Origin of the sequence: Cognatishimia coralii, assembly GCF_037478305.1 — a bacterium.
In the GTDB taxonomy this organism is placed as follows: Bacteria; Pseudomonadota; Alphaproteobacteria; order Rhodobacterales; family Rhodobacteraceae; genus Cognatishimia; species Cognatishimia coralii.
This window is the reverse complement of record NZ_JBBGAZ010000003.1, coordinates 241311-263686: the sequence shown is the minus strand read 5'-3', so window position 1 is coordinate 263686 and position 22376 is coordinate 241311. Positions and strand designations below refer to the sequence as shown.

Annotated in this window: 24 protein-coding genes and 1 pseudogene; 18 read left to right on the top strand and 7 right to left on the bottom strand. The window is 57.8% G+C overall.

From position 1 onward, the window contains the following. Positions 1 to 444, bottom strand: a complete 444-nt coding sequence (locus WG622_RS08730; protein WP_339403243.1) for a hypothetical protein — start codon at positions 442 to 444, stop codon at positions 1 to 3. A gap of 105 nt (positions 445 to 549) precedes the next feature. Here WG622_RS08730 and WG622_RS08725 point away from each other — a divergent pair, with 105 nt between their 5' ends. The 12 genes and pseudogenes from WG622_RS08725 (at position 550) to WG622_RS08670 (ending at position 9343) form a co-directional block, all read left to right on the top strand. Next, positions 550 to 912 carry a c-type cytochrome gene (locus tag WG622_RS08725; RefSeq protein ID WP_339403241.1) on the top strand — a complete coding sequence of 121 codons (363 nt, stop codon included), beginning with the start codon at positions 550 to 552 and terminating at the stop codon, positions 910 to 912. 1 nt (position 913) lies between these two features. Further along, the gene (locus tag WG622_RS08720) at positions 914 to 1336 is read left to right on the top strand and encodes a group III truncated hemoglobin (RefSeq protein WP_339403240.1); all 423 of its coding nucleotides are present in this window, start codon (positions 914 to 916) and stop codon (positions 1334 to 1336) included. 35 nt (positions 1337 to 1371) lie between these two features. Then, a complete protein-coding gene (locus WG622_RS08715; protein ID WP_339403239.1) occupies positions 1372 to 2124 on the top strand; it encodes a DUF2189 domain-containing protein in 753 nt (250 codons plus the stop codon). A gap of 4 nt (positions 2125 to 2128) precedes the next feature. Continuing rightward, a complete protein-coding gene (locus tag WG622_RS08710) occupies positions 2129 to 2422 on the top strand; it encodes a TehB family protein (protein WP_339403238.1) in 294 nt (97 codons plus the stop codon). Then, positions 2419 to 4035 (top strand): annotated as a pseudogene (ccoN, locus tag WG622_RS08705) (cytochrome-c oxidase, cbb3-type subunit I). The gene WG622_RS08710 and the pseudogene ccoN overlap by 4 nt, the downstream one beginning before the upstream one ends. Before the next feature lie 5 nt (positions 4036 to 4040). Continuing rightward, the gene (gene ccoO / locus WG622_RS08700) at positions 4041 to 4766 is read left to right on the top strand and encodes a cytochrome-c oxidase, cbb3-type subunit II (RefSeq protein ID WP_339403237.1); all 726 of its coding nucleotides are present in this window, start codon (positions 4041 to 4043) and stop codon (positions 4764 to 4766) included. Next, a complete protein-coding gene (locus WG622_RS08695; RefSeq protein ID WP_339403236.1) occupies positions 4763 to 4933 on the top strand; it encodes a cbb3-type cytochrome oxidase subunit 3 in 171 nt (56 codons plus the stop codon). Before ccoO ends, WG622_RS08695 begins: the two co-directional genes overlap by 4 nt. After that, entirely contained in the window at positions 4930 to 5802 is an 873-nt protein-coding gene (gene ccoP, locus WG622_RS08690) for a cytochrome-c oxidase, cbb3-type subunit III (RefSeq protein WP_339403235.1), read from the top strand. Before WG622_RS08695 ends, ccoP begins: the two co-directional genes overlap by 4 nt. Continuing rightward, positions 5789 to 5953: a hypothetical protein gene (locus tag WG622_RS08685; RefSeq protein ID WP_303963920.1), complete on the top strand. Its 165-nt coding sequence runs from the start codon at positions 5789 to 5791 to the stop codon at positions 5951 to 5953. The genes ccoP and WG622_RS08685 overlap by 14 nt, the downstream gene beginning before the upstream one ends. Then, positions 5950 to 8031: a heavy metal translocating P-type ATPase gene (locus tag WG622_RS08680; protein ID WP_339403234.1), complete on the top strand. Its 2082-nt coding sequence runs from the start codon at positions 5950 to 5952 to the stop codon at positions 8029 to 8031. The genes WG622_RS08685 and WG622_RS08680 overlap by 4 nt, the downstream gene beginning before the upstream one ends. Then, positions 8028 to 8198 (top strand): cbb3-type cytochrome oxidase assembly protein CcoS, encoded by a 171-nt coding sequence (gene ccoS, locus WG622_RS08675; RefSeq protein ID WP_339403233.1) that lies wholly within the window; start codon positions 8028 to 8030, stop codon positions 8196 to 8198. The genes WG622_RS08680 and ccoS overlap by 4 nt, the downstream gene beginning before the upstream one ends. 149 nt (positions 8199 to 8347) lie before the next feature. Beyond that, positions 8348 to 9343: a glycosyltransferase family 2 protein gene (locus WG622_RS08670; protein WP_339403232.1), complete on the top strand. Its 996-nt coding sequence runs from the start codon at positions 8348 to 8350 to the stop codon at positions 9341 to 9343. 48 nt (positions 9344 to 9391) lie between these two features. On the opposite strand, the gene WG622_RS08665 is transcribed toward WG622_RS08670, so the two are convergent. The 3 genes from WG622_RS08665 to WG622_RS08655 form a co-directional block, all read right to left on the bottom strand. After that, entirely contained in the window at positions 9392 to 10177 is a 786-nt protein-coding gene (locus WG622_RS08665) for an ATP-binding cassette domain-containing protein (RefSeq protein WP_339403231.1), read from the bottom strand. A 1-nt stretch (position 10178) separates the two neighbouring features. Further along, entirely contained in the window at positions 10179 to 11297 is a 1119-nt protein-coding gene (locus WG622_RS08660; protein WP_339403230.1) for an ABC transporter permease, read from the bottom strand. Between the two features lie 82 nt (positions 11298 to 11379). Beyond that, positions 11380 to 12330, bottom strand: a complete 951-nt coding sequence (locus WG622_RS08655) for a sugar ABC transporter substrate-binding protein (RefSeq protein ID WP_339403229.1) — start codon at positions 12328 to 12330, stop codon at positions 11380 to 11382. 182 nt (positions 12331 to 12512) lie between these two features. Between WG622_RS08655 and WG622_RS08650 the strand changes: the two genes are divergently transcribed. Further along, entirely contained in the window at positions 12513 to 13514 is a 1002-nt protein-coding gene (locus WG622_RS08650) for a LacI family DNA-binding transcriptional regulator (protein WP_339403228.1), read from the top strand. Between the two features lie 3 nt (positions 13515 to 13517). Here WG622_RS08650 and WG622_RS08645 read toward each other — a convergent pair whose 3' ends face one another. From WG622_RS08645 to WG622_RS08635, 3 genes are read right to left on the bottom strand one after another with little or no spacing between them, the layout of a single operon-like run. Then, the gene (locus WG622_RS08645; RefSeq protein ID WP_339403227.1) at positions 13518 to 14651 is read right to left on the bottom strand and encodes a Gfo/Idh/MocA family protein; all 1134 of its coding nucleotides are present in this window, start codon (positions 14649 to 14651) and stop codon (positions 13518 to 13520) included. A 14-nt stretch (positions 14652 to 14665) separates the two neighbouring features. Further along, positions 14666 to 15559: a TIM barrel protein gene (locus WG622_RS08640; protein ID WP_339403226.1), complete on the bottom strand. Its 894-nt coding sequence runs from the start codon at positions 15557 to 15559 to the stop codon at positions 14666 to 14668. Positions 15560 to 15578: 19 nt separating this feature from the next. Continuing rightward, positions 15579 to 16643 (bottom strand): Gfo/Idh/MocA family protein, encoded by a 1065-nt coding sequence (locus tag WG622_RS08635; protein WP_339403266.1) that lies wholly within the window; start codon positions 16641 to 16643, stop codon positions 15579 to 15581. Positions 16644 to 16805: 162 nt separating this feature from the next. Between WG622_RS08635 and iolD the strand changes: the two genes are divergently transcribed. The 5 genes from iolD to iolG are packed head-to-tail and all read left to right on the top strand — an operon-like array spanning position 16806 to position 22325. Beyond that, positions 16806 to 18674, top strand: a complete 1869-nt coding sequence (gene iolD, locus WG622_RS08630; RefSeq protein WP_339403225.1) for a 3D-(3,5/4)-trihydroxycyclohexane-1,2-dione acylhydrolase (decyclizing) — start codon at positions 16806 to 16808, stop codon at positions 18672 to 18674. Then, positions 18674 to 19651: a 5-dehydro-2-deoxygluconokinase gene (iolC, locus tag WG622_RS08625; protein ID WP_339403224.1), complete on the top strand. Its 978-nt coding sequence runs from the start codon at positions 18674 to 18676 to the stop codon at positions 19649 to 19651. The genes iolD and iolC overlap by 1 nt, the downstream gene beginning before the upstream one ends. A gap of 12 nt (positions 19652 to 19663) precedes the next feature. Further along, positions 19664 to 20506, top strand: a complete 843-nt coding sequence (locus WG622_RS08620; RefSeq protein WP_339403223.1) for a 5-deoxy-glucuronate isomerase — start codon at positions 19664 to 19666, stop codon at positions 20504 to 20506. Further along, positions 20503 to 21336 carry a class II fructose-bisphosphate aldolase gene (locus tag WG622_RS08615; protein ID WP_339403222.1) on the top strand — a complete coding sequence of 278 codons (834 nt, stop codon included), beginning with the start codon at positions 20503 to 20505 and terminating at the stop codon, positions 21334 to 21336. The genes WG622_RS08620 and WG622_RS08615 overlap by 4 nt, the downstream gene beginning before the upstream one ends. Then, a complete protein-coding gene (gene iolG / locus WG622_RS08610; protein WP_339403265.1) occupies positions 21336 to 22325 on the top strand; it encodes an inositol 2-dehydrogenase in 990 nt (329 codons plus the stop codon). The genes WG622_RS08615 and iolG overlap by 1 nt, the downstream gene beginning before the upstream one ends. The last annotated feature ends 51 nt before the right edge of the window (positions 22326 to 22376 follow it).

The window sequence follows — 22376 nt, the reverse complement described above, 5'->3', positions numbered from 1 at the left end:
TCAAATGGCTTGCGCCCGTTCATCGCGAGGCGCAAGCAACCGAGACCCTGCCGCGAGCAGCAGGAAGAACTTCGCAATCTCTGCGACAACAAAGATCAAATGCAGGTGGCTTTCCTCGGGGGTGCCGCCTGCGACCATCAGATCTGACCGCGCCTGCAACGCTGGCTGCCAGATCCCTTGCTGAACCGCCAGTAGGACAAGCGCCACAAACAGGGTCCAACTCGGCCGTTGTCGCGCGACGATGAGGGCCAAAACCAAACCCACTGCAATTGCGATCTCGGCAATCCCCAACCAGGCGAACTGCGCGCGTCCAACCTGCAAAAGCTCGACAGTCGTCAGGCTTTGCACCTGAAACTTCGCAGGGGCCGTAATGATATTGCCACCCAGAGAAACCCCAGCCCACAAAATCGTCAGGGCAGGAGTGAGGGTCGAGGAACGGAGCATTCTAGAGCCTTTCTTTTGTGTGAAATACTCCTATGCGACAAAATATGCATTGTAAATACTGATTATGGGGCGTAGACCAAAGAGGTAACAGCAAAGGAGTGATTCATGCTTCGTTTTCCACTTATCGCCGCCGCTGCTCTGGCGGTCGGAACTATGGCGCAGGCAGAGGGCGATGCGGCCCTTGGTGAGAAGGTTTTTAAGAAATGCGCGGCCTGCCACAGCGCTGATCCAGAAAAGCGCAAGCCCGGTCCGCATCTGCAGGCTATCTCTGGTCGTGCGGCGGGGGCGGTTGAAGGGTTCCGCTATTCGTCAGCCATGGCTGACTCGGGCCTCGTTTGGGACGACGAGACGCTTCGCGCGTTTCTGGCAAACCCCAAGGGCGTGGTAAAACGCACCAAAATGTCCTTCCCGGGTCTGAAGAAAGATGAGGACTTGGACAACATCGTCGCCTATCTGAAGGGGCTCTAAATTGGGCATTCAAAAATTCCCCATCACCGAAGAACAAATCGACACTTTGGTCGCGGAATTTTATGCGCGCGTGCGCAGGGATCCGGACATTGGGCCGGTCTTCCTGCGTGCCATCGGCACAGACGGTGAAATCTGGCGCCATCACGAGGCGAAAATTGCGTCTTTTTGGCGCAATGCAATGGGGATAGATCGCAGTTTCTCGGGCAATCCTATGCTTAAGCATCTGGCCAACAACGATATTTTGCCAGAGCAGTTTCCGATCTGGCTTGGCATCTTTGAACAGGCCGCGCACGACGTTTTACCTGAGTCAACAGCTCTAAGCATTGTCGCCCTTGCAAACCGCATTGGCGAAAGCCTGCAATTCGGCCTGGTGCAATTCAGAAAACCTCAGGACGGTCCGCCTTCTTTAACTCCGGCGGTGTGACCCAGGGTCTAATTCAAAAATACAATGGTGGTGTCATGGAACTGACCGAACATCTTAGAAAACCGGCACGTCACATAGACGAGCCGTCCGGCATCGTCGTGTTGCGCTGGCTTGAGGCTGGCTGGGCCGATTTTCGAGCGCATTTTGCGCGCTCGATCCTGACTGGGCTTGCGCTTGCCGTCATTGGCTGGGGCATCGCCTTGGGCCTTGGTGCGATCGGGCAGGGGTGGATGATCCTGCCGGTGATTGCAGGGGCGATGATGCTGGGGCCAATGGCGACGGTGGGCCTTTATCGTGTCAGCCGCCGTCGCGCGGGACTTGGCTGCGGGGGTATCGCTGCGCCAGGTCAGATCTTTCTGGTGAGCGTCGTGATGATGGTGCTGGCTCTGGCCTGGATCCGGTCAGCGACCTTGCTGTTCGCCGTCTTTTTCGGCCTGCGACCCTTTGCAGGCTTCGCCGAGACCCTCATGACCATGTTCACAACGCCTGCTGGCATTGGCCTGTTCCTGGTGGGATCTGCCGTCGGAGGCCTCTTCGCAGCGTTGGGCTTCGCCGTCGCCGCCTTTTCCTTTCCAATGCTCGTGCATCGCGACATCGACGGCTTCTCGGCCATGGCGCTGAGTTTCAACGCCTCGACCCAGAATTTCCGCCTCTCTGTGATGTGGGGCGCTTTGGTGACCGCCTTGATTGGCATCAGCCTCGCCACCGGCCTCATCGCTTTGATCCCGATCTTCCCTCTCTTGGGCTATGCCACCTGGCACGCCTATGCAGACCTCTTTGAAAGCTGATCTCATGACTGACTTCCCTCAGACCCTGACCAAATATTCTGAATCCCCTGAGTTCACTCAAGACACGATCCCCGAGGCCCTGCGCCGTGATCACAACACCAAAGCCGGCGTTTGGGGCAAGATCATCGTGGCCGAAGGAGAGCTTCTGTACATGCGCGAGGACTTGCCTGCGCTGGTCGTCACCGCGACCAAGCCTGCCACGATTTACCCGGCAGAGCCGCATTCCGTGGCACCACGCGGCAATGTGCGATTCAAAGTTGAATTCTATCGCGACGACGCGGACGGGAGCCTGCAATGACACGTATCGTCGAACAATATTTCCTGCTGGCTGCAACCTTCATCATCCTGGCGCTGGGCGTCTCGATCTTGGGGTTTGGCCGTGAGGGTGCCTATATTTTCCATGGCTGGCTGATTGCTTTGGCCGCGGGCTGGGCGCTGATGTGGCAGTTGAACAAGGTCACGGATCCCGAGCCAGAGATCCCCTTGGAATACAAAGATGACGTCATCAAATGGGGCGTTCTGGCCTGTTTCGCATGGGGCGTGATTGGCTTCACGGTCGGCGATATCCTTGCTTGGCAGCTGGCCATTCCAAGCCTCAACGGCGATATGTCCTGGTCCAACTTCGGCCGCATCCGTCCGATACACACGACTGCAGTGATCTTTGGCTTTGGCGGCAACGCGCTGATTGCGACGTCCTTCTATGTGGTGCAACGTACCTCACGCGCACGGCTCGCCAGTGAGACCCTGCCGTGGCTGGTTTTCGGAGGCTACAACCTCTTTGTTTTGCTCGCGGTCACTGGCTATCCCTTTGGCATCACCCAATCCAAAGAATATGCCGAGCCTGAATGGTATGCCGACCTCGTGCTGCTCTTTGCCTGGGTGGCTTACCTCTACCTCTATCTGAAGACGCTGGCCCGCCGTGCAGAGCCGCATATCTATGTGGCGAACTGGTACTACCTCGGCTTTATCGTCGTCATTGCGATGCTGCATGTGGTGAACAACCTCGCCGTGCCTGTGTCTATCGACGTGCCGAAATCCTACCCGCTTTTCGCGGGCGTTCAGGACGCGATGACCCAATGGTGGTACGGCCACAACGCGGTTGGTTTCCTTCTGACTGCAGGCTTTCTGGGTATGATGTATTACTTCCTGCCCAAGGCCGCAGGACGTCCGATCTATAGCTATCGCATGTCCATTCTGGGCTTCTGGGGGATCACCTTCCTTTACCTCTGGGCGGGCTCTCACCACCTACATTACACGGCGCTGCCTGATTGAGTGCAGTATCTTGGCATGACCATGTCGATCATCCTCTTGGTGCCAAGTTGGGGATCCGTGTTCAACGGTCTGCTGACGTTGAATGGCGCGTGGGACAAAGTCCGCACGGATCCGGCGATCCGCTTCATGATGGTGGCGATGCTGTTTTACGGTCTGGCGACCTTTGAAGGCTCTTTCCTCGCGATCCGCCCTGTGAACACGCTCAGCCACTATACCGACTGGACTGTCGGCCACGTGCATGCGGGCGCGCTCGGCTGGGTGGCCTTCATCACCTTTGGCGCGATGTACAAGATGGTGCCTTGGATCTGGAAACGCGACGGCGTCTATTCCCTGCGCCTTGAGGCCTGGCATTTCTGGCTCGCTCTGGGCGGCACGCTGATCTACGTCGCGGCGATGTGGAACAGCGGCATCACGCAATCGCTGATGTGGCAGACCTATGAGCCATCCGGCGCCTTCACCTATGCCTTTATCGACACTGTCGAGGCGATGATCCCCTACTACTGGATGCGTGCGATCGGCGGCTTCCTCTACCTCTTGGGTGCGCTCATCGGCTCTTACAATATCTACATGACCGTGCGCGGTGCCCGCCTGCCTGACGAAGGCGCGGACGCCAAACCACTGGCCGTTGCGGCGGAGTAACTTTGATGGAACACGCAAAACTAGAACGCAACGGGATCGCCTTTGCTCTCGCCATTCTTGGGGTGGCCTCGCTGGGGGGACTCTTTGAAATCGCGCCTTTGTTCACGATTGAGAACACAGTCGAAGAGGTCGAGGGCATGCGCCCCTATACGCCACTCGAATTGGCAGGACGGGACATCTATGTGCGCGAGGGCTGCTATGCCTGCCACAGCCAGATGATCCGGACCCTGCGCTCGGATGTGGACCGTTATGGGCATTTCAGTCTGGCGGCGGAGTCGATGTATGACCACCCGCATCAGTGGGGGTCTAAACGTACCGGGCCGGATCTGGCGCGGGTCGGGAATAAATATTCCGACACATGGCATGTGGCCCATCTGGAAGCGCCGCGCGAAGTTGTCGAAGGCTCTGTGATGCCGGGCTATCCGTTCCTCTCGGACACCCGACTGAACACCAAGTATCTCTCGGGCAGCCTGGCCGCTCTGGCCGCAGCAGGCGTGCCATATACGGACGAGCAAATCGAATGGGCAGCACGGGATGCGGAACGTCAGGCCGACCCGGAAGCGGAATATGAGTTCGAACTCTATGACCTCTATGGCGAAAACCTCGCCGTGCGCGATTTTGACGGCAATCCCGATGAGGTCACAGAGATGGACGCCATCGTCGCCTACCTCCAGATGCTCGGCACTTTGGTGGATTTTGACAGCATTGACCAAGAGGAGATCGCGCGATGAGCTCTGAAATCCACGACACGGTGCTGGTCTTTTCCAAGACCTGGGGCGCTGTTTACCTCTTTGTTGTGTTCATTCTGGCGGCCCTTTGGACCTATTGGCCGTCCCGACGCAAAATGTACGACCACGCGGCGCAAAGCCCCCTTGGCGACGAGGATATCCGCCAATGAAACCTGAATTTGATGAAGTCAGCGGTCAGGAAACAACTGGCCATGAATGGAACGGTATCAAAGAACTGAACACGCCGATGCCATGGGCGTTTCGGATCTGGCTCTGGGCCTCGATTACGGTGGCGGCCCTTTTGTGGGTGCTGTACCCGTCGTTTCCTTCGACCAGTGATTACCTGAAAGGCACAATCGGCTATTCCTCGCGCGAGGCCGTGAACGTAGCCGTTGCCGAAGGCGAGGCCAAGCGCGCCGAGGCCTACGCCGTGTTCACCGAAACCGATCTGGACACTTTGGCCGAAGACCCAACCCTGCAGGCCAAATTCGAAGACGATATCGCCGTGCTTTACCGCGACAACTGCGCGGTCTGCCATGGGCGTGACCTTGAAGGGCAAACCAACTTCCCGAACCTGGTGGACGACCACTGGCTTTGGTCCGGCTGGCCTGAAGAGATCGAATATACGCTGCAGGTGGGCATTAACTCGAGCCACGAAGACACGCGTTTCGCCGAGATGCCGGCCTTTGGTCGTGACGACATGCTGCCGGATGAAGAGATCAGCGACATCGTTGAATATGTGCTTAGCATCTCGGGCCAAGAGCATGACGACGAGGCCGCGTTGCGCGGGGACGAGCTGTTTCTGGACAATTGCTCGGGCTGTCACGCCGAAGGCGGGGTCGGGGGCTTTGAAACCGGCGCGCCGAGCCTTGTGGACGATCAATGGATCTATGGCGGCAGCCGCGATCAGATCGCCGAGACACTGGAGAACGGCCGCGCGGGTGTGATGCCTGCCTGGTCCGGTCGCCTCAGCGAAACCGAGATCCGTCAGCTGACGCTCTACCTTATCTGGCAAGGACGGGAGCATGGCGACAGCTGAGCGAGAACGCAAAAGCGCAAGGTTCTACTGGATCCTGATCGCGGGGCTGCTTGTGGGCTACATCGCGATCAAATCCCACCATATTGCGCTGGCGATTGAGGTCTATCAGGGCCAACCCCTGACCGAGGACACATCGGGGGCTGCGAAATGAGCACCGCAAGCGAAACCTTTGCCTTGCCCGACGTGCGCTGCGCGGGCTGTGTTTTGAAAATCGAACGCAGCCTCGCGGGTCTCCCCGGCGTCGAACTGGCACGGGGCAATGCCACCCAGAAACGCATGCGTGTGGTTTGGGATGAGGCGGTGCAATCGTTGGACTCGGTGCGCGCGGCCATTCTGGGTCTGGGCTATCAGGCAGAACAGATCGCGGTTGAGGCTCCGGTTGATACCGGGCCCGCCCTCTTGCCGCGTCTTGGCGTGGCGGCGGTGGGCATGATGAATATCATGGCCTTTTCCATGTCCGTCTGGTTTGGTGCTGCGACCGATATGGGGCCAAGTACGATGCAATATATGCATTGGCTTTCGGCTGCGATTGCGGTGCCTGTGGCGCTTTATTCCGGCTCGATATTCCATGGCCCCGCGCTGCGTGCGTTGCGCCAAGGGCATATGACGATGGACACGCCGATCTCGTTGGCGATCCTCGCGACGCTCATAGCGTCGCTGGTCGAAACCGTCCGAGGCGCAGAGCATGTCTATTTCGATGCTGTGATCGCGCTGATATTTTTCTTGCTGATTGGTCGAGTTTTAGAGCGCCTGATGCATGAAAAATCCGGCGACGCCGCCGCAAACCTGCGCGGTCTGATGGACGTGCGCGCGACGCGTCTGGAACATGACGGCACGCAGACCGTTCTGGCCGCCTCCGAGCTTATTGTGGGCGACATGGTGCTCGTAAAATCCGGAGAGCGCTTGCCCGCCGACGGCACGCTCTTGTCGGACCTCGTGCATGTCGATGAAAGCGTTCTGACTGGTGAGACCAAGCCGCGAGCGGCCGCGAAGGGCGCGGGGTTGGCGGCCGGAGCGATTGTTCTGGATGGGCCTGTTGAGGTCCGCGTCACTCATGTCGGAGAGGCGTCGGAAATTGGCCAACTGGCACAAATGGCCGAAGAGGTTACCGCCCACAAAGGCCGCCTGCAACGGATGTCTGACCACTTCGCGCGCGGCTATATTCCGTTGGTTCTGGGCGGAGGATCCTTGGGCTTTCTCATGTGGTTCTTTGCCTTTGGCGCGAGCTTTGCGGACTCTCTCATGATCGCCGTCGCGGTCTTGATTGTGACCTGCCCTTGTGCGGCGGGGCTCGCAACGCCTGCGGTCACATCGCGTGCCATGAACCTTGCGCTGAAGGCGGGGATCGTTGTGAAATCTGGGGCCGCTTTGGAGCAGCTCGGCGACATTGATCAGGTCTTTATCGACAAGACCGGGACAGCGTCCTTGCCACAACTGACCCCTGCGGCCTCGCTCAGCGTTGAGGTCCTCGGAGCGGCTCGGGCGCTTGCTGCTGCCAGCGCCCATCCGCTGGCGCGCGCCCTTGATGATGGCTCTGTGGCTGCGGTGAGCAATGCCAAGGAAGTTGCCGGGCAAGGCATCGAAGGCCCTGACGGCGCGCGGCTGGGGAGTGCTGCTTTTGTAGGTAAGCCAAAGGACACAAGCGCCTCACTATTTTACCGCGATGAAAATGGCGTGGTTACTCCGATCACCTTCGAAGAACATGCGCGCGCGGGTCTGTCCGAGTTCTTAAGCAGTGTGAAAGATGTCGCCCGCCCTGTCACGCTGTTGTCCGGTGACAGCGCAACGGCAGTTGAACGCTTTGCCAAAAGCGCGGGCATTGCAGATTGGCTCGGACGTCAAACTCCTGCTGACAAACTCAACATCCTCAAGGCCGCGCAGGCCGAAGGCAACAGCGTCATGATGATCGGCGATGGGATCAACGATACTGTCGCGCTCAGCGCCGCCGATGTCTCGGTCAGCTTCGCCGAAGCCACGCAGATCGCGCAGACCTCTGCTGATATCGTGCTCACCCAACCGGATCTGCGGCGCGTGTCTCAGGCGATGGCCTTGTCGCGTCGTGCGCGCCGTCTGATCCACCAAAATTTGACGTTCTCGACCCTCTACAATGTTTTGACCGTGCCACTTGCTCTAGCTGGTCTTTTGTCCCCGGCCTTGGCGGCCCTGCTGATGTCGGCCTCATCCATCGTCGTCATGGCGAATGGATATCGATTGCGAGGTGTAAAATGAATGCAATTATCTTCTTGATCCCGATCTCTCTGATGCTTGCGGGTGTTGCGCTGATCGCCTTTCTCTGGACGCTCCGTACGCGTCAGTACGGAGACCCCGAGGGCGACAGCCACCGCATCCTCTTGGCCGAAGACGCGCCGCTGACCATCAAACCCGTGCCGCGGTAGGGAATGCCGAAATCTTGTGATGGAACCGCCGCTTTCCGATTGGGGTAGCGGCGGTTTTCTATTTTGGGTTGTGGACAGCGAGTCCAGCCTTGGATAGACATGAGGAAAGACCTTTAAGTAACGATTTGTTTGTTAAGGAATATTACCGCGTGTTTGATCAGACGCAGACCGCCAGTGATCGGGCTCCGAAGATCACCGTTGTCACAACGATGAAGGACGAAGGTCCTTATATTCTGGACTGGATCGCACATTACCGCAGCCTTGGCGTCACGGATTTTGTGGTCTTCACTAATGATTGCTCTGACCCGACCGATCATATTCTTCGCTGTTTGAACCGGCTTGGCTGCGTGCACCATCGCTTTAATCGCGTGATGCGGCGGGGGCCGCACAAGAGTGCTCTGATGTGGGCGCAATATGAACCCGCCGTGCGCGAGGCCGATTGGGTGATGGTCATCGATGTGGACGAATATCTACAGATCGACGTCGGGGATGGGACACTACCGGGTTTGATCAGCATGTACCCCGAGGTCGATGCGATTTCCTTTGTCTGGCGCGTCTTTGGCAATGCGGGTGTTCAAGAGATCACCGATACCCCTGTGCCGCTCCAGTTCACAAAGGCCATTGCCTATGAGGGCGCGGCCACCGAGAACCGGTTCTTCAAAACGCTGCATCGCAATTCACCAAAATTCGCCCGACTTGGCGTGCATCGCCCGTTTCTGGCCGATGGCCCGAAGGGCATCAATTGGATCCTGCCCGATGGTACGTCTTTGACCGAAGAAGAGATCGAAAAGGCGCTCTTTGCTGTGGGGAACTATGGCTACGCGGGCGCGCAACTGAACCACTATGCGCTGCGGTCTTTGGATGGTTTCTTGGTCAAAAAGCTGCGGGGCAGGGCCAACCACCACACGAAAACCATCGAGGACGGCTATTGGCGGCGCTTTGATCATAGCGTCGAGGAGGGTCTTTCCTTGGCCGAAAACTTCGATGCCGCGATGCAGATCCGAGAACGGTTCCTACGGATCGAGGATATCCGCAAATGGCATGAAGAGGCGCTTGAGTGGCATCGGAAGCGAGCGCGGCAGGCGCGGAGGGATCCGGATATCCTCGCGATGCTCGATAAGTTGCAACAAGAACAGACCGCATAGAAAAACCCCGCCGGAACTGGCGGGGTTTTGCTTTGTTGTAAGGCGCTATTAGACGGTGCCGCCGAGGCTGCCCTCTAGCGCGACCATTTCCTGACCGCCGGCCATCATGTCCTGCAGCTCTTCCGGCGTGACCTCTCCGCGCTTCGCAGTCCCCAGTGTCTTGCCGCGGTTCAGCACCGTAAAGCGATCCCCAACGGCCAGCGCATGGCGCACGTTGTGGGTGATAAAGACCACGCCGATCCCTTGTTTGCGCACCTTGTCGATGGTGGCCAGAACATTGGCCGTTTGACGTACACCAAGGGCCGAGGTCGGCTCGTCCAGGATCAGGATCTTCGCGCCGAAATGCACCGCGCGGGCAATCGCTACGGTCTGACGTTCACCGCCCGACAGAGTGCCGACCGCCTGATCCGGGCCACGTAGGTTGATGCCCATCTTGCGCATCTCTTCCATGGTCACGCGGTTGGCGTATTCATGGTCAAAGAACTTCATCGGCCCGAACTTTTTGATCGGTTCATTGCCCATGAAAAAGTTCCGGCTAACCGACATCAGAGGGATCATCGCCAGATGCTGGTGCACCGTCGCGATACCCGCTGAAATCGCGTCCCGCGGATCGTTGAAATGCATTGGCGCACCCTCAAAGGTGATCTCGCCTTTGGTGGGCTGATGCACGCCGGACATGGTTTTGATGAAGGTCGATTTGCCAGCGCCGTTGTCGCCAAGCAAACAGTGACATTCACCGGGAAAGACATTCACAGAGACGCCCGCAAGCGCGATGACCGAGCCGAAGTGCTTCTCGATATTGGTCATCTCGATGATAGGTTTCACGTCAGACATATCAGCGCTCCCCCGTGATGATGCGGCGGATGTAGGTGTTCAGGATCACCGCGCCCAAGAGGATCACGCCGAGGAACACTCGGAACAGAGAGCTTTCGACGCCTGCAAAGAACAGACCCTGCTGCACGACGCCAAAAATCAAAGCCCCAAGGGCAGCGCCGATCACAGAGCCATAGCCGCCCGTCAAAAGCGCGCCGCCGATGACCACGGCGATGATGGCCTCAAATTCCTTGAGCAGACCACGGTCAGCACCTGCAGAGCCGAACTCCATCACCTGGCAGGTCGCAAAGACCGTCGCGCAGAAGGCAGAGAACATGAACATCGAGATCTTGACGCGGTTCACCGGCACACCAGAGTTCCGTGACGCCTCAGCGTCGCCACCAGATGCAAAGATCCAGTTGCCGAATTGGGTGCGGGTCAGCAGGATATGACCGACGATGACGAGGCCGATGGCCCAAACGATCAACATTGGGATGCCGTCCACAACCGGCTGTCCCGCACGTGTGCCACGCTCAAAGGTGGCAATGATGCCCATATCGCCAAACCACTGGAACAATCCCGTCAGGATCTTGCCCCCAAAGACCGCGCCCAGCCAGTCGCCTTCGGCTGCGTCTTTGATACCGCCAATGATAGTTTTGCGCTCGATGACTTGCGGCAAAAAGATGGTGAAGCCACGCAGGATAAAGAGGAAGGCCAATGTCACGATAAAGCTCGGCAGACCTGTGCGCACAACGATAAAGCCGTTCAACCAGCCGATCGCCATTGCCATAATGAAGGTCACGATGATGGCCATCCAAATCGGCCAGGCGAGGGTCACGCCAAAGATCGCGATCATCATGCCGGAAAAACCGATCATAGAACCAACCGAAAGGTCGAACTCTCCGGCGATCATCAAGAGGCAGGCGCCCACGGCGATGATCATGAATTGGGCGGAAACGACGCTCCAGTTCATCACGCCTTGCGCGTTGAACATGCCGCTGTCGCTGGCGAAGATAAAGAAGAGGACAAAGACGATGATGGTGCCACAGATGCCGCCCAATTCGGGTCGGATCAGGGCCTGGCGCATACGAGATTGCTGCTTGATGCGCTCATCAACGCCCGAGGTATTTGCGTCGGACATGGAAGGCTCCACGAGTTACTGATGTAGGGGATTGTACAAAAAATAAGGGCGGCAGAAACCGCCGCCCTTGGTTTTAGGGGTCTTAGCGGAATTCACCGGCATACTTTTCAACCAGGGTCAGGCCGTCCGCGGTGACGAAGCCAGGACCAGAGTTGATGTTGTTGCCTGGCAGAACGCCGTAGCGGTGGTAGTTGGTCAGAACAACAACCGGCAGGTAAGCCTGCAGGAATGGCTGCTGGTCGATACCCCAGTTGATGACGCCCGCTTTCAGGCCTTTGACGATCTCTTCGCCAAGGTCAAAGGTGCCGAAATAAATGTCACCCGCCATGCCGTTTTCGTCCAGAGCCAACAGAGTTGGGTCTGCAGAGGTTGGGCCGAGGGTCAGAACAGCGTCAGTGTCTGGGTTTGCGTTCAGGTAGGCCAGAACACGGTTTTTGATTTCTGCAGGGTCTTGACCGGAGTCAATCATCTGGCTGCCCAGCTCAATGCCCAGACCATCTGCGAAACCTTGGCAACGCTCAGTCGAGGACGGCGAGCTGATGTAGTGGTTCACACAGAGGAAGCTGCCCACACCGTCGCCTTTGGCGCGGATACCGGCTGCGAGGCCTGCGTCATATTCTGGCTGACCGACATACATCAGGGCACCAACTTCGCGTGCCTGCTCTGGTGTACCAGAGTTCATGATGATCACGTCGATGCCGCTGTCCACAGCCGCTTTGATCGGACCGGACAGAACGTCATAGTCAGACAGGGTAGTGATGATGCCGTTCGGGCCGCTCGCTGCTGCCTGCTCGATGATACGCGCCATGTCCGCAAGGTCACCGGTTGGTGGGTTGCGATACTCGACTTCGACGCCCATTTGGTCGCCCGCCAGCGCGATGCCGTTCTTGATTGTGTTCCACCAGCTGTCGCTGTCAGGGGCGTGGCTGACCAGAATATATTTCTCGCCATCTGCAGCCGCAGAAGTTGCGGCCATCAGAGGTGCAGCAACGACTGCTGCAGCCAAGACCAGTTTCTTGGTGAATGATGTCATGTGATCCTCCCAGATTTCACACTCGTAAATTTTACGAGCAATTTTCACATTGCTCCGACTCAACTTAACCACATTCGCTCCGTTTTTGCAACCGGTTGCAAAAAGCTAATTTTGGTATTTACTGCTGCAGCCAATGTAAAAAAGGTTTAGAAGGTCCTAAAAGAAGTCCAAGGAAGTCGAAAATGCCCGTCACATTGAAAGAGGTTGCAGAGCGCGCGGGGGTGTCGCGGTCTGCGGTGTCTCGGACGTTTACCGATGGGGCGTCGGTTTCTGAAAAGATGCGGAGCAAGGTCGAAAAGGCTGCGCGCGAGCTTGGGTATAGTCCGAATGCTTTGGCCTCGTCGCTGACCACGGGACGGACGAAATTGATTGGTCTGGTGTCCAATAACTTCCACAACCCGATCTTTCTGGAGGTCTTTGATCTTTTCACCCGTGGCTTGCAGGAGCGTGGCTTGCGGCCTTTGCTTGTCAATCTGACCGAAGAGCGTGATCCCGAGAATTCGGTGCGTATGTTGCGGCAATATTCCGTTGATGGCGTGGTCGTGGCCTCCTCGACTCTGCCGCCAGAATTCGCCTTGGCCTTTCGAGATGCCGGCGTGCCGGTGGTACATTCTTTTGGGCGTGCATCCTCGTCACCCAAGGTGCATGTGGTTGGCATCGACAACGTCGAGACGGGTCGCATGGCGGCGCGTGCGCTGATGGCGCGGGGGTATAAACATGTTGCCTTCTTGGGTGGTCCACGGGATGCGACCTCGACCCAAGACCGTCATAAAGGATTTGTCGAAGAAATGGCTCTGCACCCTGATGTGCGGCTGACGGAAAGCTTCGCCAAGGCCTATTCCCACGAGGCCGGGCGCAAAGAAATGCTGCGTTTATTGGACGACCAGCCTGCAGAAGGGTATTTCTGTGGCGATGACGTTCTGTCCATTGGCGTTCTCTCAGCGATCAAAGATAAGGGCCTGTCCTGTCCAGACGACATCGGCATCATAGGCCTCAATGATATGGAAATGTCGCGCTGGGAAAACATTGATCTGACCACGATCCACCAACCGATCAAACAGATCGTGAATTCCTCGATCGAGCTGATGGTTGCCATGTTGGATGAGCCGGATCGCTATCCCGAGGCCCGGATCTTTCCATGTTCGGTGGTGGAACGGGGAACCCTGCCAGAGCTCCCCGCATAAGATCTATCGGAAAATAGACGGCCGCGCATCAAGCCACGCGCCACCTGCTTTGGCGGACTCTACGGCTGTGTGAACAGCGGCCATCGAGCGTACGCCATCGGCTGCTCCAGGCAGCCCGTCCCGTGTCTCGCCTTTGATCGCATCCGCCAAATCGCAATAGATATTGGCAACTGCCAGAGGGAAACCTTCTGGGTGTGCAATTGCCACGCGGCTCAGGCGCTGGGCGTCTTCATAAAGGCCACCTTCGCCTTTCTCGATGATCTGCGTGCGGCCACCAACGGGCGTGTAGATCAGTTGGTTCGGCTGTTCCGAGGCCCATCTCAAGCCACCGGTTTCCCCAAAGACCTGAATGTCGAATCCATGCTGACGTCCAATCGCCACAGAAGACGTCCAAAGCCGCCCAACTGTGCCGCCTTGCATGCGGAAATTCACCATCGCGTCGTCTTCCAGCTCTCGACTTGGGATGGTCGAGGCGAAATCAGCGGAAAGCGTTTCCACCTCGTCATCGCTAATGAAGCTCGCCATATGCAAAGCGTGGATGCCGCAATCTGCGAATTGGCCTGACACGCCCGCCATCGCCGGATCATAACGCCATCGGACCCGCGGGTTGTCCGCGTCGGTGGCGTCGCCATGGTGACCGTGGCTGAAGTTTGTCACCACAAGGCGCACCTTTCCGATCTCTCCCGCACGGACCATGGCGCGGGCTTGGCGCACCATCGGGTAGGCCGAGTAGCAGTAATTGACTGCGCAGATTTTCCCCGATTTTTCAGCGACTTTGACGATTTCCTCGCCTTCTTCGACGGTCATGGTCATCGGCTTTTCGCAAAGCACGTTAAAGCCTGCTTCAAGGAATGACTTAGTGATTTCAAAATGCGTTGCATTCGGCGTCGCCACGGTTACCAGATCAATCCGGTCGTCGCGATTTTTCTCGCCCGCCAGCATTTCCGTCCAATCGCCATATGCGCGATCCGCCGCGATCCCAAGACGTTGGGCATACTCACGCCCCACGTCAGGACGGTGATCCAACGCGCCCGCTGTGAACTCAAAATGCCCGTCCGCAAGCGCGCCGAGGCGGTGCGCTGGTCCAATCTGGCTGCCTTCGCCGCCACCGATCATACCCCATTTCAGCTTTGTCATTTCTCGGGCCTTTCTTAGTTAAACCCAATGGATTCAAGATACTCGCGGTTCGCGCGCGCGTCATCAATCGGCGAGACATCCAGCGTCGGGTCGCAATCCTGCTCGACCGTGCACCAGCCCTCAAAGCCTGCGTCCAAAAGGATCTGACGGACGGTTGGGAAATCCACATCTCCGTCGCCGAGATTGCAGAAAATGCCCTGACCGCAGGCGTCATAAAAGCCCGTGCGATTGGCGATCACATCGGCTTTTACCTTGGGGTCAATGTCTTTGAAGTGCATGTAAGAGATACGATCCACATAACGCTTCATAAACGCAACGGGATCAAAGCCCGCGTAAGAATGGTGGCCCGTGTCAAAGCAGATCTTAAGGATCTTTTCGTCGACCTCATTCAGAAGACGTTCCAGTTCTGGTTCGAAATCCATGAACCCTGCCGCATGGGCGTGAATGCCGACGGTCAGTCCGTATTCCTCGGCTCCAATCCGCGCGGTCTCGGCGATGCGGTCGCGATAGGCGGTCCATTCGGCCTTATCCATCTGCTCGGCCTCACTGGCGCGGCCCGCGGTCGGCGCCCGACGCTCGGAAATCGAGTCAATCAGTACCAGATGTTGCGCGCCATGGGCTTTCAAAGCCTTCGCCGTGCGGTGGGTCGCGTCCAGCACATCGTCCCACATGGCCGGGTCGTGATAGGCGCGGAACACAACGCCGCCGATCAATTCCAGATCATGTTCGGCCAAGGCGTCAGCCAGTATCGCAGGGTCCTCGGGCATATAGCCAACAGGGCCAAGTTCGATGCCTTTATAGCCTGCATCCGCGCAGTCTTTCAGCACCGACCGCCATGCAGGGTTGCGCGGATCATCCGCAAATTCGACGCCCCAGGAGCAGGGGGCATTGCCAATTCTGATTGTCATTGGTCTTGGTCTCCGAAACTTAGAAGTCGTTGATATTTTGCCATGTTTCCGTGTCCGCCGAGGCCAAAGTCGCGGCAATTACACGGTTCACGTCATGTCCGTCTTTAAAGGTGGGCCAGATGGCCTCGCCTGTCTCAATCGCGCGCAGGAAATCGCGCGCTTCGATGATGATCTGGTCCTGATAGCCCGTGCCATGGCCCGGACCTTGGCAGAAGGGCAGGTAGTCTGGATGTGCAGGCCCCGTTAGGATCTTGCGGAACCCGCGTTGGGATTCGTGGTCCGTAATTTTATAAAGCCACAGGGCGTTTTGATCCTCTTGATCAAAACGGATCGCGCCTGCGGTGCCTGTGATTTCATAGGCATAGCCCATCTTGCGCCCCGTCGCGATGCGACTGAAATACATGGCGCCCATCGCGCCGTTTTCAAAGCGACACATCAACTGGGCGTGATCGTCGTTGTCGACCTCTCCGCCAGGCCGTTCCTTGTGAACGGTTTCATAAGTGCCCATGACGCGGGCAATCGGACCCATCAGAGCCAGTGCCGCATTCACCATATGCGGCGCGAGATCTCCGAGCGTGCCGTTCGCCATGCCAGAGGTGCGCCAACTCGCGGGCGTGCGCGGGTCGGCATAGAAGTCTTCGGTATGTTCACCGCGAAACCAGGTGATGTCACCGATTTCGCCATCCGCGATCAGCTGGCGCGCATATTGGCTGGCAGGGGTGCGGATATAATTAAAGCCAACCATATTTGGAACGCCTGAGGCCTCTGCAGCCGCAACCATCGCCGCGCTGTCTTCCATCGAAGCCCCCAGAGGTTTTTCACATAGAACAGGTTTTCCCAAAGCAAAAGCCGCCTCGGCAATGCGCCGGTGCGTTTCCTGAGGAGAGGCGATCACGATGGCCCCGACACGTGGATCCTCGACCAGAGTGCGCCAGTCATCCGTGGCGCGCGCAAAGCCGTACGCCACGCGATAGCGTTCCGCAGAATCAGGCGAGGAGGCGCAGACCATCTCGAGTCGCGGACGCAGCTTGGTGTTGAACACAGCGCCAACCGAGGCCATCGCCACAGCATGCGCCTTGCCCATATAGCCACCACCAATGATGCCAATGCCGATTTCCAAGTCTGTTCTCCTCCCCGTTTGAAATTCAATTTGCAACCGGTTGCAAAATTAGTATCCTGAGAATCAACGACTCGCAAGCTGCATTCGACATCGCGTCGAATTTTCCCAGGGAGGGGACAGGCAGACATGACTAAGACGAACGATACTGTTCGGTTGACGACCGCTCAGGCGATCATCCGGTGGTTATCCAATCAATACATCGAGATAGATGGTGAAGAGCTGCGCCTGTGCGGAGGTGGCTTTGGGATCTTTGGCCACGGCAATGTGACCTGTCTGGGCGAGGCCCTGAACGGTGTGAAGGAAGAACTGCCGCTTTATCGCGGGCAGAACGAACAAAGCATGGGATTCGCGGCTGCAGGCTATGCAAAGACATGGCTGCGGCAGCGTTTCATGTTCTGTACGGCCTCTGCGGGGCCGGGCACTGCGAACCTTTTGACGTCGGCTGCTTTGGCGCATGCAAACCGTCTGCCAATGCTTTTGCTCTGCGGCGATACTTTCCTGACGCGTCTGCCCGATCCGGTGTTGCAGCAGCTTGAAAACTATAATGACCCGACCTTTGGTGTTAATGATGCCTTCAAACCGGTGACCCGTTTCTGGGACCGCATCACCCACCCTGCGCAGGTCATTCAGTCCCTTCCATCTGCGATTGCGACCATGCTTGACCCGGCCGATTGCGGTCCTGCCTTCCTTGGGCTGCCGCAGGACGTGCAAGGGTGGACCTATGACTACCCGACCGTGTTCTTTGAAAAGAAGGTGCATCGCATTCGCCGTCAGGCGCCTGATACGGCAGAGATCGCCGACGCCGTTGCCTGTCTGTCACAAGCCAAGCGCCCAATGATCATCGCAGGCGGCGGGGTGCAATACTCGCGCGCCGTTACAGAGCTAACGGCTTTTGCCGAGAAGCATCAGATCCCTGTTGTAGAAACCATCGCCGGTCGCGCCAACCTCTTGGCAACGCATCCTTTGAATATCGGTCCGATTGGCGTGACCGGCTCGGACTCCGCGAATGCGATTGCCGAAAAAGCGGATGTGATCTTGGCGGTCGGAACGCGGCTTCAGGATTTTACAACTGGCTCATGGACCGCCTTTGCCAAAGACGCGCAATTCGTGTCTTTGAACGCGGCGCGTCACGATGCGGCCAAACATATGTCTTTGACCGTTGTCGGGGATGCGAAGTTGGGCTTAACCGCCCTCAGCGACGCTTTGGACTACACTGCACCCTCTGATTGGGTCGCTTTGGCGCAGGATGAACGCAAGTCTTGGGACGCCTATGTGGCCGATAACGTCTCTTTCGGCAATCGCCCCAATTCATACGCCCAAGCCATCGGGGTCGTGAATGATCTCGTTGATCCGCGCGACCGCGTCGTCGCTGCTGCCGGAGGCCTGCCCGCCGAAGTCACCGCCAACTGGCGCACGCTTGATATCGGAACAGTGGACGTCGAATTCGGCTTCTCCTGCATGGGCTACGAAATCGCGGGGGCCTGGGGCGCTCGGATTGCTCAGGCGCAGCGAGAACCTGAACGGGACACCATCACCTTCTGTGGCGACGGGTCCTATATGTTGATGAACTCGGACATTTATTCGTCTGTCCTGTCGAACAAAAAGATGATCGTTCTTGTGCTCGACAACGGAGGTTTCGCCGTCATCAACAAATTGCAAAACAACACTGGCAACGAGAGCTTCAACAACCTCTTGGCCGACTGCCCGACGATCTCTGAGCCCTTCGCGGTGGACTTCACCGCCCACGCCGCGTCCATGGGCGCGACGTCCGAACGTGTCGCAAACCCCGCGGAATTGGCCGAAGCGTTCAAGCGCGCGCAAGCGAGCGATAAGACCTATGTGATTGTCATGGATGTGGACCCTTACGAGGGCTGGACCACCGAAGGCCACACATGGTGGGAAGTCGGCACGCCTCATATCACCGAGGACGAGAATGTGCGCGCAGCCCATCTGGATTGGGAATCCACTCGCGAAAAACAACGGCGGGGCGTGTGATGGTTCTGGACGGGATCGCAAAACGCAACTTTCTGGTGGTTGGCCGGGTCGGCATGGACCTCTGGCCCGATCCACCAGGTACGCGCACCAAAGACGCGACGGATTTGAAGGTCGGCATGGGCGGAAGCTCTGCCAATATTGCAGCGGGTTTGGTCAAATTCGGCTGCAAGGCCGCTTTGGTCACCTGCGTGTCTGACGATGCGGTGGGTTGGTACTGTGAGGGGCAGTTGGATCACTATGGGATCGACCGCAGCCATGTTAAACGGATCAAAGGCGAGGAACGGACCTCGCTCGCGGTCTATGAAACGCGGATCGAAGAGCATCAGAGCGTGATCTACCGCAACAACGCCGCTGATTTTCGCATGTCCATCGAGGATGTCGAAGCCGTGGATTATTCTCAGTATGGCGCGCTGATCACCGCCGGCACGGTCTTTGCGGCCGAGCCCTCGCGGTCCGCCGCCTTCCGTGCCTTTGAACTGGCGAAAGAGGCCGGTCTTCCAATCATTTTCGACGTGGATTATCGCCCATATTCCTGGCCGTCTCCAGAGGTCGCCGAAGAGGTTCTCTCACGTGCAGGCAATCTGTCTGACGTCATCGTCGCCAATGACGAAGAGTTCGGCTTTATGGCAGGCGGCATCGAAAAAGGCCTCGCCAAGGCCCGGTCTCTGGCTGAAAGCTCGGCAACCATCGTGGTCTATAAAAAAGGCCCTCATGGAGCGGTGACATTTGCCGAGGACCAAGAGCTGATTACAGGAATATTCCCTGTCGACGCCGTCAAACCGACTGGCGCAGGCGACAGTTTCATGGCGGGCTTCCTCGCCTCACTTTCCGAAGGCCGTCCCATGAAAGACGCCGTTTTGCGCGGCTCGGCCTGTGCGTCCATCGTTGTGTCGCAGCCTGGCTGCGCGCCTGCGATGCCCAATGGCGACCAGCTTGACGCCTTCCTCAAATCCCATCCCGGCCCCACGACGTGCTGAAAGGACGAACCCATGCATATCGCCCCATATGATAACGAAAACAAACCGATCGTGGATGTCGAAGACGGCTTTGTACCGCTGAATTATTTCAACATCGTCAAGCTCAAGAAGGGCGAGACCTTTGAATACGCCACTCCGGGCTACGAGACCTGTGTTGTGCCCGGCACTGGCACGGTTGATGTGGATGTCGACGGCGCAAAATATCCCGCGCTGGGCAACCGTACGGTCGATGTCTGGGACGGAGAACCTGAGGGCGTCTATGTCCCCGTTGGCGCAAAGGTGCGGATCACCTGCGTGACGGAGGAGACCGAAACCTTCATCGCGGGCGCGAAATACGACAAGGTTCTGGAACCCTTTGACGTGCGCGCCGCAGATCTCGATGTGGTGCAATATGGTTCTGACGACACCAAAACACACCGCAAGATCAAACATATCCTTGGGGCCAATCATCACGACAAGGTGGGCCGCCTCTTGGTGAGCGAACTTTACACTGTGGGTGAGGGCGGCTGGTCTGGGTTTCCTCCTCATAAACACGATACAGACCGGCTGCCTGACGAAACCCGTCATGACGAAACCTATAACTATCGGTTCAAGCCAAACTACGGCACAGGCGTTCAGATCATCCAGCAAGAGGGCGACGCCATGGGTGACGCGCATCACATCGTGGATGGCTCCACGATTTGTCTGCGTTCGGGCTATCACCCCTGCGTAGCGATGCCGGGCTATCAGATGTATTACTTCACCATTCTGGGCGGCCTCAGCCAACGCAGCCTGAAGCAGTATTTCCAGCCGCAGCACGCGGAACAGCTGCACACGATCCCGGGCATTATGGATATGGTGGCCAAGTTCAAATGACGCTCGCAACATTATCAGAAGTGCTTCAGCCCGCGCTGAAGCAGGGATACGCTGTGGCTGGTCTTGTGACACTCGGTTGGGAAGAAATGCGCGCCTATGTTGCGGCGGCAGAGGCCGAAGAGGTCTCGGTGATCTTGCAGGCAGGGCCAAGTTGTCGCGCGCACACGCCTTTGCCGGTGCTGGGCAAAATGTTCCGGCAACTGGCCGAGAATGCCTCGGTTCCGGTCGTGGCGCATTTGGACCATGGCTACACATTTGAGGAATGCAAAGAGGCCTTGGACAGCGGGTTTACCTCACTGATGTTTGACGGCTCTCGCAAGCCCTTGGCGCAGAATATCGAAGAGACGGCTCGGATTGCCGAAATGGCCCATGCGGCGGGGATCTCCTGTGAGGGCGAGATCGGGTTCGTTGGCTACTCCGGCGGCGAAAATTCAGCGGGGACGGATCCAGAGGAGGCCGCAAAGTTTGCGCGGGAGTCGGGCGTTGACGCAATGGCGATCTCTGTTGGCAATGTGCATCTGCAACAGGACAAAGAGGGTGGATTGGACGAGCCTCGCATCCGCGCGATTGAGGCTGTGACTGAGGTGCCATTGGTTATCCATGGCGGCTCTGGCGTGCCGGTTGCGCAACGCACCGCTTTGGCGCGCGGCTCGAAAATCTGTAAGTTCAATATCGGAACAGAGCTGCGCATGGCGTTTGGTCACGCCCTGAGGGACTCGGTCAACAAGGATGAAAACAGGTTTGACCGCGTCCAGATCCTGCAGGAAACGCATGATCCTGTGTTTGACGCCACACGTCGCGTCCTTCGCGCATTCAAAGGGGCAGAATGATGCTGAATATTGGTCTTTTGGGATGTGGCCGCATCGGTCAGGTCCACGCGAAATCCGTGGCCCATATTGAGGGCGTTCGGGTCTCGGCAGTTGCTGATGCTTTCGCCGCCCCCGCCGAGGCTTTGGCCGCGCAAACAGGGGCTCAGGTGCTAGACTCAATGGCCCTGATCGAAAGCGCGGATTTGGATGCGGTTGTGATCGGCACCCCGACAGATACGCACTACGATCTAATCCATGCCGCCGCCGCTAACGGCAAAGCGATCTTTTGCGAGAAGCCGGTCGACATGTCCGCGGATCGCATTCGCGAATGTATGACAGCCGTCGATAAGGCGGGCGTCCCGTTCCTCACGGCCTTCAACCGCCGCTTTGACCCGAATTTCGCCAACGTCCAATCTCGCATCGCAAGTGGCGAAATCGGAGACGTCGAGATCGTCACGATCCTGTCCCGCGACCCGTCTCCGCCCCCCGTGAGCTACATCAAAAGTTCGGGCGGGCTGTTTCGCGACATGATGATCCACGATCTGGATATGGCGCGCTTCCTGTTGGGCGAAGAGCCGGTGTCGGTCTATGCGGTCGGCGCGTCTCTGGTGGATCCCGAAATTGGCAAAGCAGGAGACGTGGACACAGCCGCCGTCACCCTGACGACTGCCAGCGGCAAAATCTGTCAGATCAGCAATTCCCGTCGCGCAAGCTATGGCTATGACCAGCGCATCGAGGTGCATGGATCGGCCGGCATGTTGCGCGCTGAGAATATGCTGGAAAACACCGTAGAGGTCGCGACCGCGAATGGGTTCCGTGCGGCCCCTGCGCAGCATTTCTTCCTTGAGCGCTACGCCGAGGCCTATCGCCGCGAGATGGCGCATTTTGTAGATGCGGTGCGCGACGGAACGCCTATCAGCCCAACTATTGAGGATGGCTTGCGCGCGCAGGTCTTGGCAGATGCTGCTGCAGAGTCTCTGGAGGCAAAACAACCGGTCTCTCTCTCCTAAGTCCGGCACAGGTAAACACCTACAAGGGCGTAGTTCCCCCTACGCCCTTTT